Here is a 16,030-nt window from a genome sequence, read left to right as displayed (position 1 = left end):
CTAGACCGGGCGCCCTCGAAGCGCTCAACGTAGATGGCGGCCGCGAGCGGTGCCGAGGTCGTCAGTTCCCGCCCTGGGAACGCGGTCCCCGCGGTGACCATGCGGTGCTCCGGCGACCATCGCTGGGAGAAGTCCGCAAGGCGCGGATAACGGATGACGTACGGGTGCACCACGGTGGTGAGACGGCCGACGCTCCTGCGAGAACCGCGGCGGGACGAGGGGCTTCCGGACACCTTCGAACAGGTGTGGGTAGATGGCCCGGTGGTGGGGCTTGATGAACATCGGCTTCGCGTAGCCGAGCAGCGTGGCATCCTCGGCGAGGAAGGCCCAGTCGTCGCCCATGAACGACCACCCCTCCCGCCGCATCAGCTTGGCGACGGTGCTCGTCTTACCGGTCCCTCCAGCGGCGGGAAGCGCGATCGCGTGGCCCCGGTATGCCATCGTTGCCGCGTGGATCATGGCGGCTCCCCGGCCCACCATGGCGGAGTCGAGAATAGGTTCCACAGTGGTCAACAGCTCGCCCGGCCCGTGTATGCGCCACTGCTCTCCGTCCCTCACGACCTGGACCCGCTCGGCTTGGAAACGCATGCTGTCCCCCGTGTACGCGAGCTCGTGTTCCAGCAGACCCGCATCCGGCATCGGTTCCGGCCGGTCGTCGACGACGATGTCGGCCGGCCGTTCGGTGTCGCTGGAGAAGCAAGCCAACATGGTCTGGAGCTGCGTCGCTGCCGGCGCCTTGGCATCGACGCGGATCGTGAGGCGGCCGTGGATATCGAAGTGAAGTGCTTTGGTCTCCCGGGTGTGCATGATTGTCCTCTGTCTGGGTGCGTGTCGGTCGGAAAGTGTTACTGGTGCGGACCGTACCGGCCGGGTCGCGGTGAAGAAGGCCCTCACCTGGCGGCCGGGGAATCATCCGAGCGCTTTATCCTCGGACGATTCCCCGTCGCGAAACACCCGACCGAGAACGTTTACCTACTTCTGCAGCGTGAGTACCAGCGTGGGCGCGGCCGTACTTCCGGCTTCCTTGGAGTTGAGCTCCAAGCCGTCACTGCTGTTGGCGTCCATTCCAAGAGAGAGCTGCTGGCCGAGGTCACCGGTCAGGGCTTCGGCCGCTAGTGGAAGGCTGTAGTTGGTGTTGGTCGCTGTCGCACCGAGGCTGCCGATGCTGGTGCCAAGCGCCGGACGGTTGGCGGATGTGATCCCACCCTCGGTCCAGCTGTCGCTGGCCACCAGCTTGACGTTCTGCGTACCCGTCGACGCGTTCCCGCCGTTGCGCAGCTGCAACCTGGCACTCACCAGCGTCCTACCCGCATACGGCGAGAGGTCGAAATTTCAAGTACGTGGCCTCCACCGGGCTGTTGTCCGAACGCAGCGTGGTACTCGTGCCAAAGTTCGTCCCTGTCGCCCCGCTCGACGTATAGCTGTCAGCGGTGGCCGTGAGGGTGACGGTCTCCGTCGTCGTACCACCACCGGCACCACCGCTAGGGTCGTAAAAGTGCCAGTACCGTCTGGTGGCGTTCACATCGGCGAGCACCAGCAGGCCGCTGTTGGCCGTGCCCCGCGCCCTACTGTTGAGGTTCTGCTTCGTCGACGTCACGTTGTGGACATACTGGTCGGCGTCAACAATGCGAGCCGTCTTCGCGGTGGTGAAGCTGATGCTGTCCAGTGGCGTGGACTTCTCGTAGATTGCACCCCCGAGCTGGTGCAGACTCCGGCGTTCGTCGTGCCAGTCGGTTTCGGATAGGTAGCAAAAGTACACACCCTCTGCGTGCTTTCATCGATCAGGACGACCACGCGGTTCGGGCACTCGGCCACAGTGGCGACCGTGTGCGCCGACAACGCCGTCCCATTGAATGCCAACAGTTGGGTCAGCGGCTGGGACGCCGACGTGAAGGACGTCTTAATAGCGGCGAAAACACGACCGTTTGAGGAGTCCAGCCACTTCAGGTTCATATGGCCGTCACCGGTGCGCACCCCCTTCACCGCGGCCACAGGGGCGGCCCAGGCGGTATTCGCCGCTCCGTCGACGTGGGAGCTCCAGTACATGCCGTCATTGGCGTCACCGACCTGCCGGCTCCACATCACGCCCATCTTGCCGTTGCCGGCCCCGCCGAATGCGATCACAGCCGAATTGTCGTCCACGGACACGTTGCCCAACGTCGCAGGAAGCGGGAATGGAGTCCCCCACCCCGTGCCCCCGGTGCCAGTGACGTTCAGATAGATCCGGTTCCCCTGCTGCCAGGTGGCCCACACCCGGCCAGTCGAGTCCTTATCAATGGACAGGGTCTCAACTTTTTGGTTGTTGATGTTCTCCGAGTTGATCAGCGAGTACGTCTTTGTACTCGAGTTGTAGCTGTAACGCCGCATCGTCGACGGGAAGTTGGGCTCAGCCGGCAGGCCGTCATTGACGAACCGATAGCTCGCCACATACAGCGTCATCCCGTCCCACAACACGTCATGATGAGTGTTCGCCCGCGTCTCCGTCCTCACGCCCGTATTCACCCAGGCGTTAGTCGCGGAATTGAAACGGAAGATATGGAAATCCGAGGTGGCTGTGTCCCACAGGTTCCCCCACCAGGTCCCGTCGTTGAACCACAACGCATTCGTCTGCCGCTTCGTACCTGTCGGCGTACCTGTCCCCGAATGCGACAGACCCTCAACCCCAACATCGCCTGGAGCAGCCGTCGCCGGAACCGGCACCACCAGGACCCCCAGCGCAAGCAACAGCGCAGCCAGCAGCGCATTGAGCCCCAGGCTCCGCCGGGCGCGCAGTCGAAGCCCGGCCGGGCGACCACCTCCCCGGCCTATGCCAAACCTGGATGTCCTGCGACCTACACCGCTCCGTCCCATGGGAAGGAGCGCAGAGTCCTGCAACGTTGTGCCCGGAGTTGAACGTCGGCCTGTGTTGGGATGCCCACTAGCCTCACCACTTTTTGGTGTTGTCTGCCTATGCCACTCCCGAGCAACCCTCCCAGCCGGCTACGGGTAATCGAAGCCCTGCTGGTGTGGTCCGCCTGCTGCTCTGGTCTGGCAACTTGCGTGCACTCCCCTTGGAACATGTTCAGCAGAACAGCTTGTAAAAAGCTTGGCGTTTCCCGTACCAGCCCCAGTTTGGGGGGGGTGGAAACATCCTTGGAACCGGCAAGTTCAAAGTGAGATCACGTGAAGGCAGCCCTGGAACTCCTGGCGATACTCATTGCTAATTGGTGGAGTAGGCTGCCTCAGAGCGCCACAGAGCCATAAATAACCGAAGGTTCAAGGCATAAAAAAGAGCCCCCTGTCGGATTCGAACCGACGACCCCCGCTTTACAAGAGCGGTGCTCTGGCCAACTGAGCTAAGGAGGCGTGCCCGTCAGGGCGGGCGCCGCTAAGGCGCTAGATAAGGTTAGCCCAAGGACAGCCTGCCCGTAAAAACGGACAGGCGGTTAAACAGCAGGTGGCCCAGTGCCCGGAAAATCCGGACGCCGGGCCACCGCCGTCGTGAGTCTAGGCCTTGGCCTTGATGGCCGCCTCAACGAAGGCCGGGAATTCGGTCTGCGCGCTGTCGCCCTTGCCCCACTGCTTGCCGTCCACGAGGACAGTCGGCGTCCCGGTCACGCCGATGGCTGCGGCTTCCTGGGTGGTGTACTTGACCCAGGGACGGTACGTCTTGTTCTCGACGCAGGAGTCGATGCTCTTGGCCCCGACGTCCGTGGCCAGCTTCTTCAGCTCGTCGTCGGAGAGCCCGGCGCCGCCTTCGGCAGGCTGGTTGGCGAACAGGGTGTCCACGAACGCCGAGTACTTCTCCGGGGATTCGTTCACCACGCACGCGGCGGCGTTCGCAGCGCGCGAGGAGTAGTTGGTGGTGGAGCGGCTGTCCAGGAAGCCGAGGGCCCGGTACTCCACGGTGATCTTGCCTTCGTCACGGAGCTTCGTCAGCGTCTCGTTGTACGTTGCCTCGAAGTTCTTGCAGACGGGGCAGATGAAGTCGATGTAGAGGACGACCTTAACCGGTTTGCCCTTTTCGGCTTCCGCTCCCGGCGCCGTGACGGTTGCGGGCGCCGAGGCTGCCGGCGACGGAATGTCTGCGACGTTCACGGTGGCGGCGGCGGACTTTGCCACTTCGGTGCCCTTGAGCAGGGTGATGCCGCCGTGGACGTTGCCGTTGGCCGGGGTGGGGCCCTGGTCCGCCACCGGCGCGTTGTTCTTAAGGCTGGTGGTCACCACCAGTGCGACGACGGCAAGGATGGCCACGACGGCGACCACGATGCCCCAGCCAATGAGCAGTTTGTTCCGCTTGTCCTTCTTAAGCTGCGCCTCCCGGATTTCGCGGGCTTTCTCGCGGGCCTCGGCCGTGCGGTCTGCTTTGGACTTGCGGGGTTCGTTTGCGGGGCTCATTAGTTCCTCGTGTCGTACGGACAAGTGCGGGCCACCAGGGGCAACTCCCCCAGTTTAGGGGAGAACCCTGGAGCTTGCGCTTTCAAGTATTCGTTCCAGCCTGCCCAACGGACGAATGGCCCGTAAGATTCCGGCCCGATAGGGTTGGTGAGAGTCACAAGCAACCCCAGGGAGCCCCAATGCACGGAGCCGTACGCGACAAATCCGACACAAAAACGGAAAGCTCGGCGGTGCCCGGCGGCAGCTCGGACGCCGCCGGGGACGGTACGAAGGACGCCACCAAGTACGACTTCATGGTGGTTTCAAACCGCCTGCCGGTGGACCGCTGCGCGCCCGGTGAGCCCGGTGATGACGGCTCCGGCTGGCGGCGCTCCCCGGGCGGCCTGGTAACCGCGCTTGCTCCCATGATGACCCGGACGGACGGCGCCTGGGTGGGCTGGCACGGTGCCGCGGATGAGACGGTGGAACCGTTCAGCCACGGCGGCATGGACCTTGTGCCGGTACAGCTCAGCAGCGATGACGTTGAACTGTACTACGAAGGTTTCTCCAATGCGACGCTGTGGCCCCTGTACCACGATGTCATCGCGCCGCCGGAGTTCCACAGGACCTGGTGGGACGCCTACCGCACGGTGAACAGAAGGTTCGCCGACGCCGTCGTCCGTACTGCCGATGAAGGCGCGACTGTGTGGGTGCAGGACTACCAGCTCCAGCTGGTGCCGCGGATGCTGCGCCAGGCGCGGCCGGACCTGAAGATCGGGTTCTTTAATCACATTCCCTTCCCGCCGCCGGAGATCTTCGCCCAGCTCCCCTGGCGCCATGCCATCATCGACGGCCTGCTGGGGGCCGACCTGGTGGGCTTCCAGCGCAGCAGCGACGCCGGCAACTTCATGCGTTCGGCCCGGCGCTTCCTCGGCGCCAGCGTCAAGCAGCAGCAGGTGCACGTCAAGGACACCGAGGGCGACCTCACGCACATCGCCCGTGCCCAGGCCTTCCCCATTTCCATCGATGTCCAGCACATCACCGAACTGGCCCAGAAGCCCGAGATCATTGAACGCGCCCGCCAGATCCGGCAGGACCTCGGTAACCCCAAGACAATCCTGCTGGGCGTGGACCGGCTGGACTATACGAAGGGCATCGGCCACCGGCTCAAGGCGTACGAGGAGCTCCTGAATGAGGGCCATCTCAAGGTGGGCGACGCGACGCTCATCCAGGTTGCCAGCCCCAGCCGCGAACGCGTGGAGCAGTACCGGCTCCTGCGCGAGGAGGTCGAGGGCACCGTGGGCCACATCAACGGCACCTACGACACCATCGAGAACACGGCCGTCCGCTACCTGCACCACAGCTACCCGGTGGAAGAGATGGTGGCGCTCTACCTGGCGGCGGACGTCATGCTGGTCACCGCTCTCCGCGACGGCATGAACCTCGTGGCCAAGGAATACGTCACGGCCCGCACCAACAACGATGGCGCCCTGGTGCTCAGCGAGTTTGCCGGCGCCGCGGACCAGCTCAAGCAGGCCCTGCTGATCAACCCGCACGACATCGACGGACTCAAAGACGCCGTGATGCGCGCGGTGAAGATGTCCCCAAGGGAGTCTGCCCGCCGCATGCGCGCCATGCGCAAGCAGATCCTGGACCACGACGTCGACCACTGGTCGGCCGATTTCCTGAACGCCCTCAAAGAGAAGGTGATCCGCGATGACTCGTGACGCAGAGCACACCACCGGCGAAACGGGCAGTACCCGGCTGACGCTGTCCCCCGAACTGCTGGACGCGGTGCGCCGCATCGCGGGCACAGACCACCTGCTGGTGGCCATGGACTTCGACGGCACCATCTCGCCCATCGTGGACCACGCCGGGGACGCGCGCCCGCTCCCCCGCTCGGCTGCCGCCTTCGCCGAGCTGAGTTCCCTTCCGCGTACGACGACGGCACTCATCTCCGGCAGGGCACTGGACAGTCTGCGGGCGGTCGCCTTCCCGCCGGAGGAGACCCTGCTGATCGGAAGCCATGGCGCCGAGGCGTGGCTGGGTCCGGGTTCGGCGCCGCTGACCCTGGACCCCGAGCAGCTCTCACTCCTCGACGAGGTCCGGGGCATCCTGACGGAGATCGCGGAACTGGCCCCAGGCACCGTCCTGGAGGAAAAGCCCGCCGGCGTTGTGCTGCACACACGGCTGGCGGCGGACGACGTTGCCGAGGACGCCGTCGCGGCGGCCCGCGCCGCCCTCCAGGACCGGCCGGGCGTCTATCTCAAGAACGGCAAGCGCGTCCTGGAAACGTCCGTGGTGCACGCGTCCAAGGGTGAGGGCGTCGACTTCCTCCGCCAGGCCACCGGAGCCACCGGCGTGCTGTTCGCCGGCGACGACACCACCGACGAGGATGCCCTGGCCCGCCTCGGCCAGCACGACGTCGGCGTGAAGGTGGGCCTCGACTTCACCCAGGCACAGTTCCGGGTGGAGGCCCCCATCCATATCGCCGAACTCCTCGAGGCATTGCTGCGGGAACGCCGGAAGGCCGTTACACCCGCGTAAACGCCCTTGTGCGGGATCTCACGTGTGACGTCCGTAACATTTTGTCCGTATCGCGATAAATCTGACATACTCTTGCTTGTGATGTGGCGCACAGAACCGTGCGGCGTCACTTGATGCTCCTCGGCTCCGGCCGGGGAGTCATCATGTAGGGCACAACTGAATTACATGAACCATTCACTACGGATCGTCCGGCACGTACCTGCCGGTGAAGGGATTGATAACTGTGGCAACAGTTACTTTTGACAACGCTACGCGTCTGTATCCGGGCACAGAAAAGCCCGCTGTTGACAAGCTCAACATCGAAATCGCCGACGGCGAATTCCTGGTCCTCGTTGGACCCTCCGGTTGCGGTAAGTCCACCTCCCTGCGCATGCTCGCAGGCCTCGAGGACGTCAACGCTGGCCGGATCCTCATTGGCGACCGCGATGTCACCGACGTTCCGCCGAAGGACCGCGACATCGCGATGGTCTTCCAGAACTACGCCCTGTACCCACACATGACCGTGGCGGACAACATGGGCTTCGCCCTCAAGATCGCCGGCGTAAGCAAGGAAGAGCGCGCCGAGCGGGTCCGCGAAGCTGCAAAGCTCCTGGACCTTGAACAGTACCTCGACCGCAAGCCGAAGGCACTCTCCGGCGGTCAGCGCCAGCGTGTTGCCATGGGCCGCGCCATCGTGCGTAACCCGCAGGTCTTCCTCATGGACGAGCCGCTCTCCAACCTGGACGCCAAGCTCCGCGTCCAGACCCGCACCCAGATCGCGTCCCTCACCCGCCGCCTGGGCGTCACCACCGTTTACGTGACCCACGACCAGGTCGAGGCCATGACCATGGGCGACCGCGTTGCCGTGCTCAAGGACGGCCTGCTGATGCAGGTGGACACCCCGCGCAACCTGTACGACCGCCCCAAGAACGTCTTCGTGGCCGGCTTCATCGGCTCCCCCGCCATGAATCTGCTGGAACTTCCCGTCGTCGACGGCGGCGTCCAGTTCGGCGGCACCGTTTACCCCGTACCGCACGAGATCCTCGATGAGGCCCACGGCCGCACCGTCACCCTTGGCAGCCGTCCCGAAGACCTCGAGACGGCACCCCAGGGCGAAGGCATCCAGGTTGAGGTAGACGTGGTCGAGGAACTCGGCGCCGACGCCTACGTCTACGGCCACACCACGCTGGACGGCAAGACGCACGACATCGTGGCCCGAGTCGACGGCCGCCGTCCCCCGATGAAGGGCGAGTCCATCTGGGTCCGCCCGCAGTCCGGCCACGTGCACCTGTTCGACACCAAGACCGGCGAGCGTCTGGGCGACTAACCCTTAGCCAAAATCTGGCGGCGGTCCTCCACAACCGGAGGGCCGCCGTCGGGCTTTAACCGCTGGCCTCTTTTAGGTACCCCCCGCAAAATACGGAAGAATTGACGCATGACCGAGGAATACAACGCGCAGTGGCACGATGAACCCACCGACTACGGGCAGATCGGCAAGCTGCCGCGGTTCGAAGCAGCCAGCGCCAATGACGACAAGGCAGCCTCGGTCGCAAGCAACCTCAACATCACAGCCGCTGCCGCCGACCCGGAGCTCCTCGACCTGCCCTGGCACATAGCCCTCGAAGACTGGCCGGCGGAAAACCTGGCCGCGCTCCCCCGCGGCATCTCCCGGCACATCGTGCGCTTCGCCCACCTCGGCGGCTCCGTCATCGCCATCAAGGAAACGTCCGAGCACGTGGCCCGCCACGAGTACCACATGCTCCGCAAACTCGCGCGCCTGGACGTGCCCTGCGTGGAGCCCGTGGCGGTCATTACCGGCCGCACCACCCCCGACGGTCGTCCCCTGAACCCGGTCCTCGTGACCCGCCACCTGAAGTTCTCCATGCCGTACCGCGCGCTCTTCTCGCAGATGCTGCGCAAGGACACGCTCACCCGGCTCATCGACGCCCAGGCGCTGCTGATGGTCCGGCTGCACCTTATCGGCTTCTACTGGGGCGACGTCTCGCTCTCCAACACCCTTTTCCGCCGGGACGCCGGCGCCTTCGCCGCCTACTTGGTGGACGCCGAAACCGGCGAACTGTACCCGGATCTCTCCACCGGCCAGCGCGAGTACGACCTGGAGATCGCCCGCGTCAACATCGCCGGCGAACTCATGGACCTCCTCGACGGCGGCCTGATCGAGGAGAAGGTGGACCCCGTGGCCACCAGCGAGCTCATCATGGAAAGCTACCGGCGCCTGTGGACGGAGCTGACCGCCAAGGAATCCTTCGAGCTGGGCGAGCGCTGGCGCGTTGGCGCCCGCATCCGCCGGCTCAACGAGCTCGGTTTCGACGTCGAAGAGTACGCGATCAAGACCACCCAGAACGGCTCCACCATCCAGTTGCAGCCGAAGGTTGTCGACGCCGGCCACCACATGCGCCGCCTGCTGCGCCTGACCGGACTCGACGCCCAGGAGAACCAGGCCCGGCGCCTGCTCAACGACATGGACTCCTTCCGGGCCGACAACAACCCGGAGATGGACGAGGAATACAGCGCGCACCTCTGGGTCAGCCAGATCTTCGAGCCGATTGTCCGTTCCATCCCCCGCGACCTCTCCGGAAAGCTTGAACCGGCCGAAGCCGTGCACGAGGTGCTGGAGCACCGCTGGTACATGTCCGAAAAGCAGGAACGGCACATCCCCCTGGCCGAGGCCGTCCAGTCCTACATCGACTCGATCCTGCGGCACCGCCGCGACGAGGCCGCCATCATGCTGAACCCGGACACGGAGATGCTGAAAATCCTCGTCGTGGAGACAGAGGAGTCGCGGTACGGGCCCGACGAGACCGAGGACGAGTACCCCGACGCCGACGACTGAGTTTTCGGGCGATGAAGTTCACGGGTCGGGCTTTGGCCCCGCTTCAGTTGACCTGCCTCAGATCGCCTTGCCGGGATTCAGGATGCCGGCGGGATCGAAGAGCTCCTTGACCCGGCGCTGCAGCTGCCGCAGCGGCTCGGGCTGTTCCAGGCCCAGCCAGCGCAGCTTGTACTGCCCCACACCGTGTTCGCCCGTGATGGTTCCGCCCATTTCCAGTGCCGCCACGATGGACGCGTCGAGCGCCGTGTTCAGGCGGCGAAAGGCGGCGGTGTCCACCTCGTCATTCACGCGGTCAATCCAGAATGTCGGGTGCAGGTTGCCGTCGCCGGCATGTGCCACGACCTTCAGGCTGACGTCATGCGCCCCGGCCAGGGCTTCCAGCGCCGCCACGTAGTCCACCAGCCTGGAGCGCGGCACGGCAACGTCCTCGCCCACGCGGTACTCGTCGTCCACCTCCACGCCCCTGCTGTTGCGCCGCAGTTCCACCAGCTGTTCCGCTTCTGCACTGGCCTCAGTGGTGACCACGGCACCACCTGCCGCGAGGACCTCCCGCACCACCTCGGCCTCCGCCGCCGCGCCGAAGCCGTCCGTCTGCACCAGGAGCAGCGAGGCTCCCCGAGACGCGAGATCCGAGCCATGCAGCTCATCCAGCTGGGCCAGCGACCCGCCGTCGAGCAGTTCCATGATGGCCGGCTGGACGCGGGCCCTTCCAACCGCGAGCACACCGGCCGCCGCCTGCCGGAAATCAGGGTAGAACGCGGCGATGGTGTGCACCTCGCGGGGCAGGTACTTGAGCCGGACCGTCGCGCCGACCACTATGCCCAGCGTGCCCTCCGAACCCACGAACAGCCCAGTGAGGTCGTAGCCGGCCACGCCCTTGAACGTCTGGTGGCCGGTATGCAGAAGCGACCCGTCCGCGAGGACCACGTCCAGTGCCAGCACGGAATCCCGGGTCACACCGTACTTCGCGCACCGCAGCCCGCCGGCATTGGTGGCCACGTTCCCGCCGACAGTGGATATCCGGAAGCTTGCCGGGTCCGGAGCGAACATGAGCCCGTGCGCCGCCGCGGCGTCGTTCAGGTCGGCGTTGATGACGCCGGGTTCGACGACGGCGGTCTCGTCATCCGCGTTGAGCTCCAGAATGCGGTTCATCCGTTCCAGCCCCAGGACAACGCAGCCCTCGCTGGCATGGGCGCCTCCCGAGACTCCAGTCCCGGCGCCGCGGGGCACCAGCGGCACGTTCCGGGCCGCGCAGGCTTTGACCGTGGCCTGGACGTCCTCGACGGTCTCCGCAAGGACCACCGCGGCGGGCAGCCGGTAGTCCAGCACAGGTGCCTGGTCCACCGCGTACACGGCGAGTGCGGCCTCGTCCCGGAGGACCTTTCCCGCACCCAGGATTGATGTCAGTTCGTCGGCGATGCTGCCCATGTGTCTCCCGTTCCGTTCCTTTGCTTCAGTCTAGATGTCGCTAGGGGAGGCCCCTTTTCCGGTCGGCGTTCCCGCATAGGGCTATGAGTTGGAAGCGTTTCCAGTATTGTGATGCCAATGACGTCGCCCCCTTTGCGGTTGACCCGGATTGTCAACGCATTTACCGGTGTAAGCGCTTTCATTATGCCGCATTCCGCCTTTAGGATGGCCCCATGTCTGTTGACTCGTTTCTGTACTCGGCGTCGCCGCTGGCTGGCTCCCTGACGCCCATCCACGCCCCTGACAACGCGCACGGCTGGTGGCGGTCAGCCGTCATCTACCAGGTGTACCCGCGGTCCTTCCGGGACATGAACGGCGATGGAATCGGCGACCTCGCAGGGATCACCGCCGAGATGCCGCAGCTTGCCGAGCTCAACGTGGACGCTGTCTGGCTCTCACCCTTCTACCGCTCGCCGCAGCGTGACGCCGGATACGACGTCAGCGACTACTGCGACGTCGACCCCATCTTCGGCTCGCTCGGTGACTTCGACGGCATGGTGGCTGAGGCGAACCGCCTGGGCCTTCGGGTTATTGTCGACCTCGTCCCGAACCACTGCTCCGACCAGCACCGTGATTTCCAGGCGGCACTGGCAGCCGGCCCGGGGAGCCCTGAACGGGACATGTTCATCTTTCGCGACGGCCAGGGCGACGAAGGCAATGAACCACCCAACAACTGGGAGTCGCACTTCGGCGGTCCCGCCTGGACCCGCATCACCGAACCCGACGGCGCCCCCGGCCAGTGGTACCTGCACCTCTTCGATTCATCGCAGCCTGACTTCAACTGGGACAACCAGGCCGTGCATGACGAGTTCGAGCGCATCCTGCGCTTCTGGCTGGACCGGGGCGTCTCCGGCTTCCGCGTGGACGTCGCCCACGCCCTGGTCAAGGCGCCGGGTCTTCCAGTGTGGGGCGGACGCGCGGACGGCAGCAGCTCCGATAACTTCCCCGGGCATGAAGCTCCCATGTTCGGCCAGCCGGCGCTGCACGACATTTACCGTGCTTGGCGCCGGATACTTGAGGAGTACGGTCCCGACCGCATTCTCTGCGCGGAAGCCAACGTGGATCCCCTCCCGCGGCTGGCACACTGGGTCCGGCCCGACGAAATGCACCAGGCCTTCAACTTTCCGTACCTCCATGCGGGGCTGGATCTCCACCGCCTGCGCCACATCGTCACCGAATCCCTGACGTCCCTGGACGCCGTGGGTGCGCCGAGCACCTGGGTGCTGTCCAACCACGACGTCGTCCGGCACGCCACCCGCTTCGGGTACGACTGGGCCGGCCCGCGGGGCGGAGACGGCATCGGCCCCCACGATCCCCAGCCGGATGAGGAGCTGGGCAGGGTCCGTGCCGCGGCCGCGTCCCTGTTCATGCTGGGGCTCCCCGGCAGCGCCTACCTGTACCAGGGCGAAGAACTTGGCCTCCCGGACGGCATCCATATCCCGGACCATCAGCGGCAGGATCCGACGTTCGCGCGGACCGGCGGTGCCCGGTTGGGACGCGACGGCTGCCGGGTTCCGCTGCCGTGGAAGGCTTCCGAGCTTTACAGCGGGTTCGGCGACGGCGACGCGCCCTGGCTGCCGCAGCCCGAGAGCTTCGCGAAACTGGCCCGTGACGCCCAGGCCGGGGACCCGTCGTCGCACTTGAACCTGTACCGCCGCATGCTCACTGTCCGCCGCGAGCTGGACCTTGGACGCGGCTCCCTCGCCTGGGCGGAGGAATGGTGCACCGCTTCGTCCCTGGCGTTCCTGAACGGGGACATCCTGGTGGTCATGAACATGGGCCCCGATCCGCTGGAGCTTCCCGCCGGCGAGGTTGTGCTCCGCAGCTCATCGCCAACGGGTTACGGCGAGGATGACCAGCGGTTTGCTCTGGGCTTCGGGGAGACCGCCTGGCTGCGGATTCCGGCAGAGGGCACAGAGAGCTAAGACGTGGCCGGCATCAAGGACGTTGCGGAACGGGCAGGGCTTTCCATAGCCACCGTTTCCCGCGCCTTGAGCGGCAAGGGCCACGTGTCTCCGGCGAGCCGTGAACGTGCCCGGGCAGCCGCGGCGGAGCTCGGTTTCGTTCCCTCCGCCCCGGCGTCCAGCCTCGCCTCCGGCCGGACCCGCAACATCGGCCTCGTGGTACCCACTGTCCGCCGCTGGTACTTCTCGTCCGTGGTGGAGGGCATCTCGGCTGCCCTCTTGGACGCCGGTTATGACCTGACGCTCTACAACATCACGGAGGGGCCGGTCCGGCGGCGGAGTATCCTCCAGGACTTTCTGCTGCGGAAACGCGTGGATGCGGTGATTGCGGTGGCGCTGGCGCTGACGGACGAGGAGATCGGCCAGATGCTTGCCATCAACCGTCCGCTCGTGGGCATCGGCGGACCACTGCCCGGAGCTTCCACCATCCGAATAGACGACCACGGCCTGGCAGAGTCGGCGGTCAACCACCTCATCCGGCTCGGCCACCGGCGGATCGCTCACCTCACGGGCGACTCGGTGTACGAGCAGGACTTCAAGATCCCGCGCACCCGGCGCGCAGGCTACAAGAAGGCAATGACGGCAGCAGGGCTCCCCATGCGTTCCTCGTGGGTGGTCAGGGCGGACTTCACGATCGAGGGGGCCTACGCCGTTGCACGGGAACTCCTCGGTGGCACTTCGGAAAGGCCAACGGCAGTCTTCGCAGCCTCGGATGAGATGGCAATTGGAAGCATCCTGGCCGCGCGGGACTTCGGGCTCCGGGTGCCCGAAGACTTGTCGGTCATCGGCATGGACGGACACGAACTGGGGGAACTGTTCGGCCTGACCACGGTCGATCAGGACCCGCGGGGCCAGGGAGCACTGGCGGTGCGCCTGCTGCTCGAGGAGTTCGACGCCGGAGCGGACAGCACTGTCGTGAACACCGAATACCCAACCCGGTTTGTGGTGCGGCGGAGCACGGCCGTACCCCCGGTTTAGGACCGTATTAGCCTGAAGTGCCGCCCATGAACCGGACGTACCGGCTCAGCACTTCCGGCCAGTCCCTCTCCCAGGCGGCACGGGTGCGGGCCGGATCCTCGGCACCCTCCCAGCCGTCGTGGACCACACGCACTTCTGCGCCTTCCTCGACGCCCCGGAACACCACACGAAGCTCGGTGGACCACAGCGCGGTGCTACCGGGGTACCAGGATGCGTGGAAGGACAGCGGCGGCTGCCAGTCGTCAATGGTTCCCCAGATTGCGCCGCCGTCATCGGCAGTCTCCACAATCAGGTTCTCCTCGAACTCCACGTGGGAGCCGGGCCCGTACACGCTGTTGGTCTCCATGGGCCACCAGAGATGTGTGTGGTCAGTGAATCCCATGAAAGCCCGGGAGACCGGTCCGGGGACCACCACCGTGCAGATGACGGGGTCCAGGCTGACTGCTGGCTCGGGTACGTCGCTGCCGGCGGCGTGGCTGAAGAGATTGTCCATGGCTACCAACTTACCGGCCCCACCCTGCCGGATCCTCCTCACGCCACCCGTCACAGTTTGGGCGCAGTGGTAGGCAACGAGCAGGGACAGGCAACGACACGTCGTCCCGCCCGGGGCCAATTGCGCACCGCGTCGCGGTGTGCGATTATCCCTGTGACCGTCATCCATCGGCAGGAGGTGAGACCCGTGTACGCAGTATCCGTAGTGGGTGCTCCCCTGCAGCGCACGATCGCGCGGCTGAGGTAGTCGCAATTGGGAGCGCCCTACAGGCAATTCGCGAAAGGCGACTCCCATGAACACAACTCCTTATTCCACCCCAAACAAACGAGCCTTGGTCCTCGCCGGTGCCGGAGCGGCAGGCAATGCCTGGGAGCTCGGTCTCATCGCCGGCTTGTCCGAGGCCGGGGTCGATCCGACCGAGGCCGATCTCATCGTCGGGACGTCTGCAGGATCGACGGTGGCTGCCCAGATCACCGGCGGGACACGGCCGGGCGCACTGTATGCCGCCATCCTGGCCGAAGTGCCCCGGCCGCGGGCTGGTGACGCCGGAGCGGACAGGAAACGCGCTCCGAATGTCCCGGGGCCGAACTACCTGGAGTGGTCGGCCGGGATCATCGGTTCTGCCCAGGATGCATCCGACATGCGACGCAGGATGGGCGCCGCGGCCCTCGCAATGGATGCTGCCGACGGCACTGGCCCGACGCGCTGGCGCGCCATCGTCGCGGCACGGCTTCCCAGCCGGCACTGGCCGCAACAGCGTGTGCTCATCACGGCTGTCGATGCGCATAACGGCAAACCGGTGGTATTCGACCGCCGCAGCGGAATCGATCTGGTGGACGCCGTCGCCGCCAGCACCAGTAACGGCTTCGGAGGAGCCTACAGAATCGGCGGGAAACGGTACATCAACGGCGGCTACCGGCGCAGTGAGAACGCCGACCTGGCAACTGGATACGGGCGTGTGCTGGTGCTGTCACCGTTCGGCGGCAGGTCACGGATGCCGCTGGAGTGGGGCATGGATCTCGCAACCCAGGTCGACGAACTGCGCGCAGGAGGCAGCCGAGTGGAAACGGTCTTCCCGGATGGCAGCTCCGAGAACATGTTCGGCGCCAATGCGATGGATCTGTCGCTGCGTCCGCGGGCGGCTCGAGCCGGTTACAACCAAGGCAAGGCCCTTGCCCGGCAGCTCGGCGACTTCTGGAGGTAGATTCTGGCGATAACACCCTTCCGGTGTGACCTCCTGGGTGTTAAAAGGCTCAGGCCCCGACGTTCATCGTCGGGGCCTGAGCCGTAAATAGTGTCCGGCGGTGACCTACTCTCCCACACCCTCCCGGGTGCAGTACCATCGGCGCTGTGGGTCTTAGCTTCCGGGTTCGGAATGGGACCGGGCGTTTC

At 65.6% G+C, this 16,030-nt stretch carries 14 protein-coding genes, 1 tRNA gene and 1 rRNA gene; 7 read left to right on the top strand and 9 right to left on the bottom strand.

Annotated elements, in window-relative coordinates; genetic code table 11:
- Positions 1-24: 24 nt before the first annotated feature.
- The 6 genes from AC5RWD_RS20960 to AC5RWD_RS20935 all read right to left on the bottom strand — a co-directional run bounded on the left by AC5RWD_RS20960 (position 25) and on the right by AC5RWD_RS20935 (position 4,377).
- Positions 25-807 carry a hypothetical protein gene (locus tag AC5RWD_RS20960; RefSeq protein ID WP_494021851.1) on the bottom strand — a complete coding sequence of 261 codons (783 nt, stop codon included), beginning with the start codon at positions 805-807 and terminating at the stop codon, positions 25-27.
- Positions 808-972: 165 nt separating this feature from the next.
- Positions 973-1,296 carry a CBM96 family carbohydrate-binding protein gene (locus tag AC5RWD_RS20955; RefSeq protein WP_494021850.1) on the bottom strand — a complete coding sequence of 108 codons (324 nt, stop codon included), beginning with the start codon at positions 1,294-1,296 and terminating at the stop codon, positions 973-975.
- 7 nt (positions 1,297-1,303) lie between these two features.
- Entirely contained in the window at positions 1,304-1,522 is a 219-nt protein-coding gene (locus tag AC5RWD_RS20950) for a CBM96 family carbohydrate-binding protein (protein ID WP_494021870.1), read from the bottom strand.
- Between the two features lie 71 nt (positions 1,523-1,593).
- Positions 1,594-2,724: a hypothetical protein gene (locus AC5RWD_RS20945; RefSeq protein WP_494021849.1), complete on the bottom strand. Its 1,131-nt coding sequence runs from the start codon at positions 2,722-2,724 to the stop codon at positions 1,594-1,596.
- A 547-nt stretch (positions 2,725-3,271) separates the two neighbouring features.
- A tRNA-Thr gene (locus tag AC5RWD_RS20940) sits at positions 3,272-3,345 on the bottom strand.
- Positions 3,346-3,486: 141 nt separating this feature from the next.
- Positions 3,487-4,377 (bottom strand): DsbA family protein, encoded by an 891-nt coding sequence (locus AC5RWD_RS20935; RefSeq protein ID WP_494021848.1) that lies wholly within the window; start codon positions 4,375-4,377, stop codon positions 3,487-3,489.
- A gap of 293 nt (positions 4,378-4,670) precedes the next feature.
- Here AC5RWD_RS20935 and otsA point away from each other — a divergent pair, with 293 nt between their 5' ends.
- The 4 genes from otsA to AC5RWD_RS20915 all read left to right on the top strand — a co-directional run bounded on the left by otsA (position 4,671) and on the right by AC5RWD_RS20915 (position 9,736).
- Positions 4,671-6,083 (top strand): alpha,alpha-trehalose-phosphate synthase (UDP-forming), encoded by a 1,413-nt coding sequence (otsA, locus tag AC5RWD_RS20930; protein ID WP_494021869.1) that lies wholly within the window; start codon positions 4,671-4,673, stop codon positions 6,081-6,083.
- On the top strand, positions 6,073-6,903 hold the full coding sequence (gene otsB / locus AC5RWD_RS20925; protein WP_494021847.1) for a trehalose-phosphatase: 831 nt from the start codon (positions 6,073-6,075) through the stop codon (positions 6,901-6,903). Before otsA ends, otsB begins: the two co-directional genes overlap by 11 nt.
- A 223-nt stretch (positions 6,904-7,126) precedes the next feature.
- Positions 7,127-8,209: an ABC transporter ATP-binding protein gene (locus tag AC5RWD_RS20920; protein WP_494021846.1), complete on the top strand. Its 1,083-nt coding sequence runs from the start codon at positions 7,127-7,129 to the stop codon at positions 8,207-8,209.
- A 108-nt stretch (positions 8,210-8,317) separates the two neighbouring features.
- A complete protein-coding gene (locus AC5RWD_RS20915) occupies positions 8,318-9,736 on the top strand; it encodes a DUF4032 domain-containing protein (protein ID WP_494021845.1) in 1,419 nt (472 codons plus the stop codon).
- Positions 9,737-9,793: 57 nt separating this feature from the next.
- Here the strand turns inward: AC5RWD_RS20915 and AC5RWD_RS20910 are convergent, their stop codons facing one another.
- The gene (locus AC5RWD_RS20910) at positions 9,794-11,164 is read right to left on the bottom strand and encodes an FAD-binding oxidoreductase (protein WP_494021844.1); all 1,371 of its coding nucleotides are present in this window, start codon (positions 11,162-11,164) and stop codon (positions 9,794-9,796) included.
- A 212-nt stretch (positions 11,165-11,376) separates the two neighbouring features.
- On the opposite strand from AC5RWD_RS20910, the gene AC5RWD_RS20905 reads away from it, so the two are divergent.
- Together AC5RWD_RS20905 and AC5RWD_RS20900 are read left to right on the top strand one after the other, a co-directional pair.
- Positions 11,377-13,128, top strand: a complete 1,752-nt coding sequence (locus AC5RWD_RS20905; protein WP_494021843.1) for a glycoside hydrolase family 13 protein — start codon at positions 11,377-11,379, stop codon at positions 13,126-13,128.
- Between the two features lie 3 nt (positions 13,129-13,131).
- Positions 13,132-14,145 carry a LacI family DNA-binding transcriptional regulator gene (locus AC5RWD_RS20900; protein WP_494021842.1) on the top strand — a complete coding sequence of 338 codons (1,014 nt, stop codon included), beginning with the start codon at positions 13,132-13,134 and terminating at the stop codon, positions 14,143-14,145.
- A 7-nt stretch (positions 14,146-14,152) separates the two neighbouring features.
- On the opposite strand, the gene AC5RWD_RS20895 is transcribed toward AC5RWD_RS20900, so the two are convergent.
- Positions 14,153-14,638 carry an SRPBCC family protein gene (locus AC5RWD_RS20895; protein ID WP_494021841.1) on the bottom strand — a complete coding sequence of 162 codons (486 nt, stop codon included), beginning with the start codon at positions 14,636-14,638 and terminating at the stop codon, positions 14,153-14,155.
- A gap of 292 nt (positions 14,639-14,930) precedes the next feature.
- Between AC5RWD_RS20895 and AC5RWD_RS20890 the strand changes: the two genes are divergently transcribed.
- Positions 14,931-15,842 (top strand): patatin-like phospholipase family protein, encoded by a 912-nt coding sequence (locus AC5RWD_RS20890; RefSeq protein WP_494021840.1) that lies wholly within the window; start codon positions 14,931-14,933, stop codon positions 15,840-15,842.
- Positions 15,843-15,934: 92 nt separating this feature from the next.
- Here AC5RWD_RS20890 and rrf read toward each other — a convergent pair.
- A 5S ribosomal RNA gene (gene rrf / locus AC5RWD_RS20885) occupies positions 15,935-16,030 on the bottom strand; the annotation flags it as partial.

It is taken from the genome of Arthrobacter sp. CMU6, from assembly GCF_059090205.1.
This window is presented reverse-complemented; position numbering and strand designations above follow the sequence as displayed.

What these genes read in the sequence shown, in the direction of transcription:
- AC5RWD_RS20960 (WP_494021851.1), bottom strand. Translation starts at nt 807, where the DNA reads ATGCACACCCGGGAGACCAAAGCACTTCACTTCGATATCCACGGCCGC.
- AC5RWD_RS20935 (WP_494021848.1), bottom strand. Translation starts at nt 4,377, where the DNA reads ATGAGCCCCGCAAACGAACCCCGCAAGTCCAAAGCAGACCGCACGGCC.
- otsA (WP_494021869.1), top strand. Translation starts at nt 4,671, where the DNA reads ATGGTGGTTTCAAACCGCCTGCCGGTGGACCGCTGCGCGCCCGGTGAG.
- otsB (WP_494021847.1), top strand. Translation starts at nt 6,073, where the DNA reads ATGACTCGTGACGCAGAGCACACCACCGGCGAAACGGGCAGTACCCGG.
- AC5RWD_RS20915 (WP_494021845.1), top strand. Translation starts at nt 8,318, where the DNA reads ATGACCGAGGAATACAACGCGCAGTGGCACGATGAACCCACCGACTAC.
- AC5RWD_RS20910 (WP_494021844.1), bottom strand. Translation starts at nt 11,164, where the DNA reads ATGGGCAGCATCGCCGACGAACTGACATCAATCCTGGGTGCGGGAAAG.
- AC5RWD_RS20905 (WP_494021843.1), top strand. Translation starts at nt 11,377, where the DNA reads ATGTCTGTTGACTCGTTTCTGTACTCGGCGTCGCCGCTGGCTGGCTCC.
- AC5RWD_RS20895 (WP_494021841.1), bottom strand. Translation starts at nt 14,638, where the DNA reads ATGGACAATCTCTTCAGCCACGCCGCCGGCAGCGACGTACCCGAGCCA.
- AC5RWD_RS20890 (WP_494021840.1), top strand. Translation starts at nt 14,931, where the DNA reads ATGAACACAACTCCTTATTCCACCCCAAACAAACGAGCCTTGGTCCTC.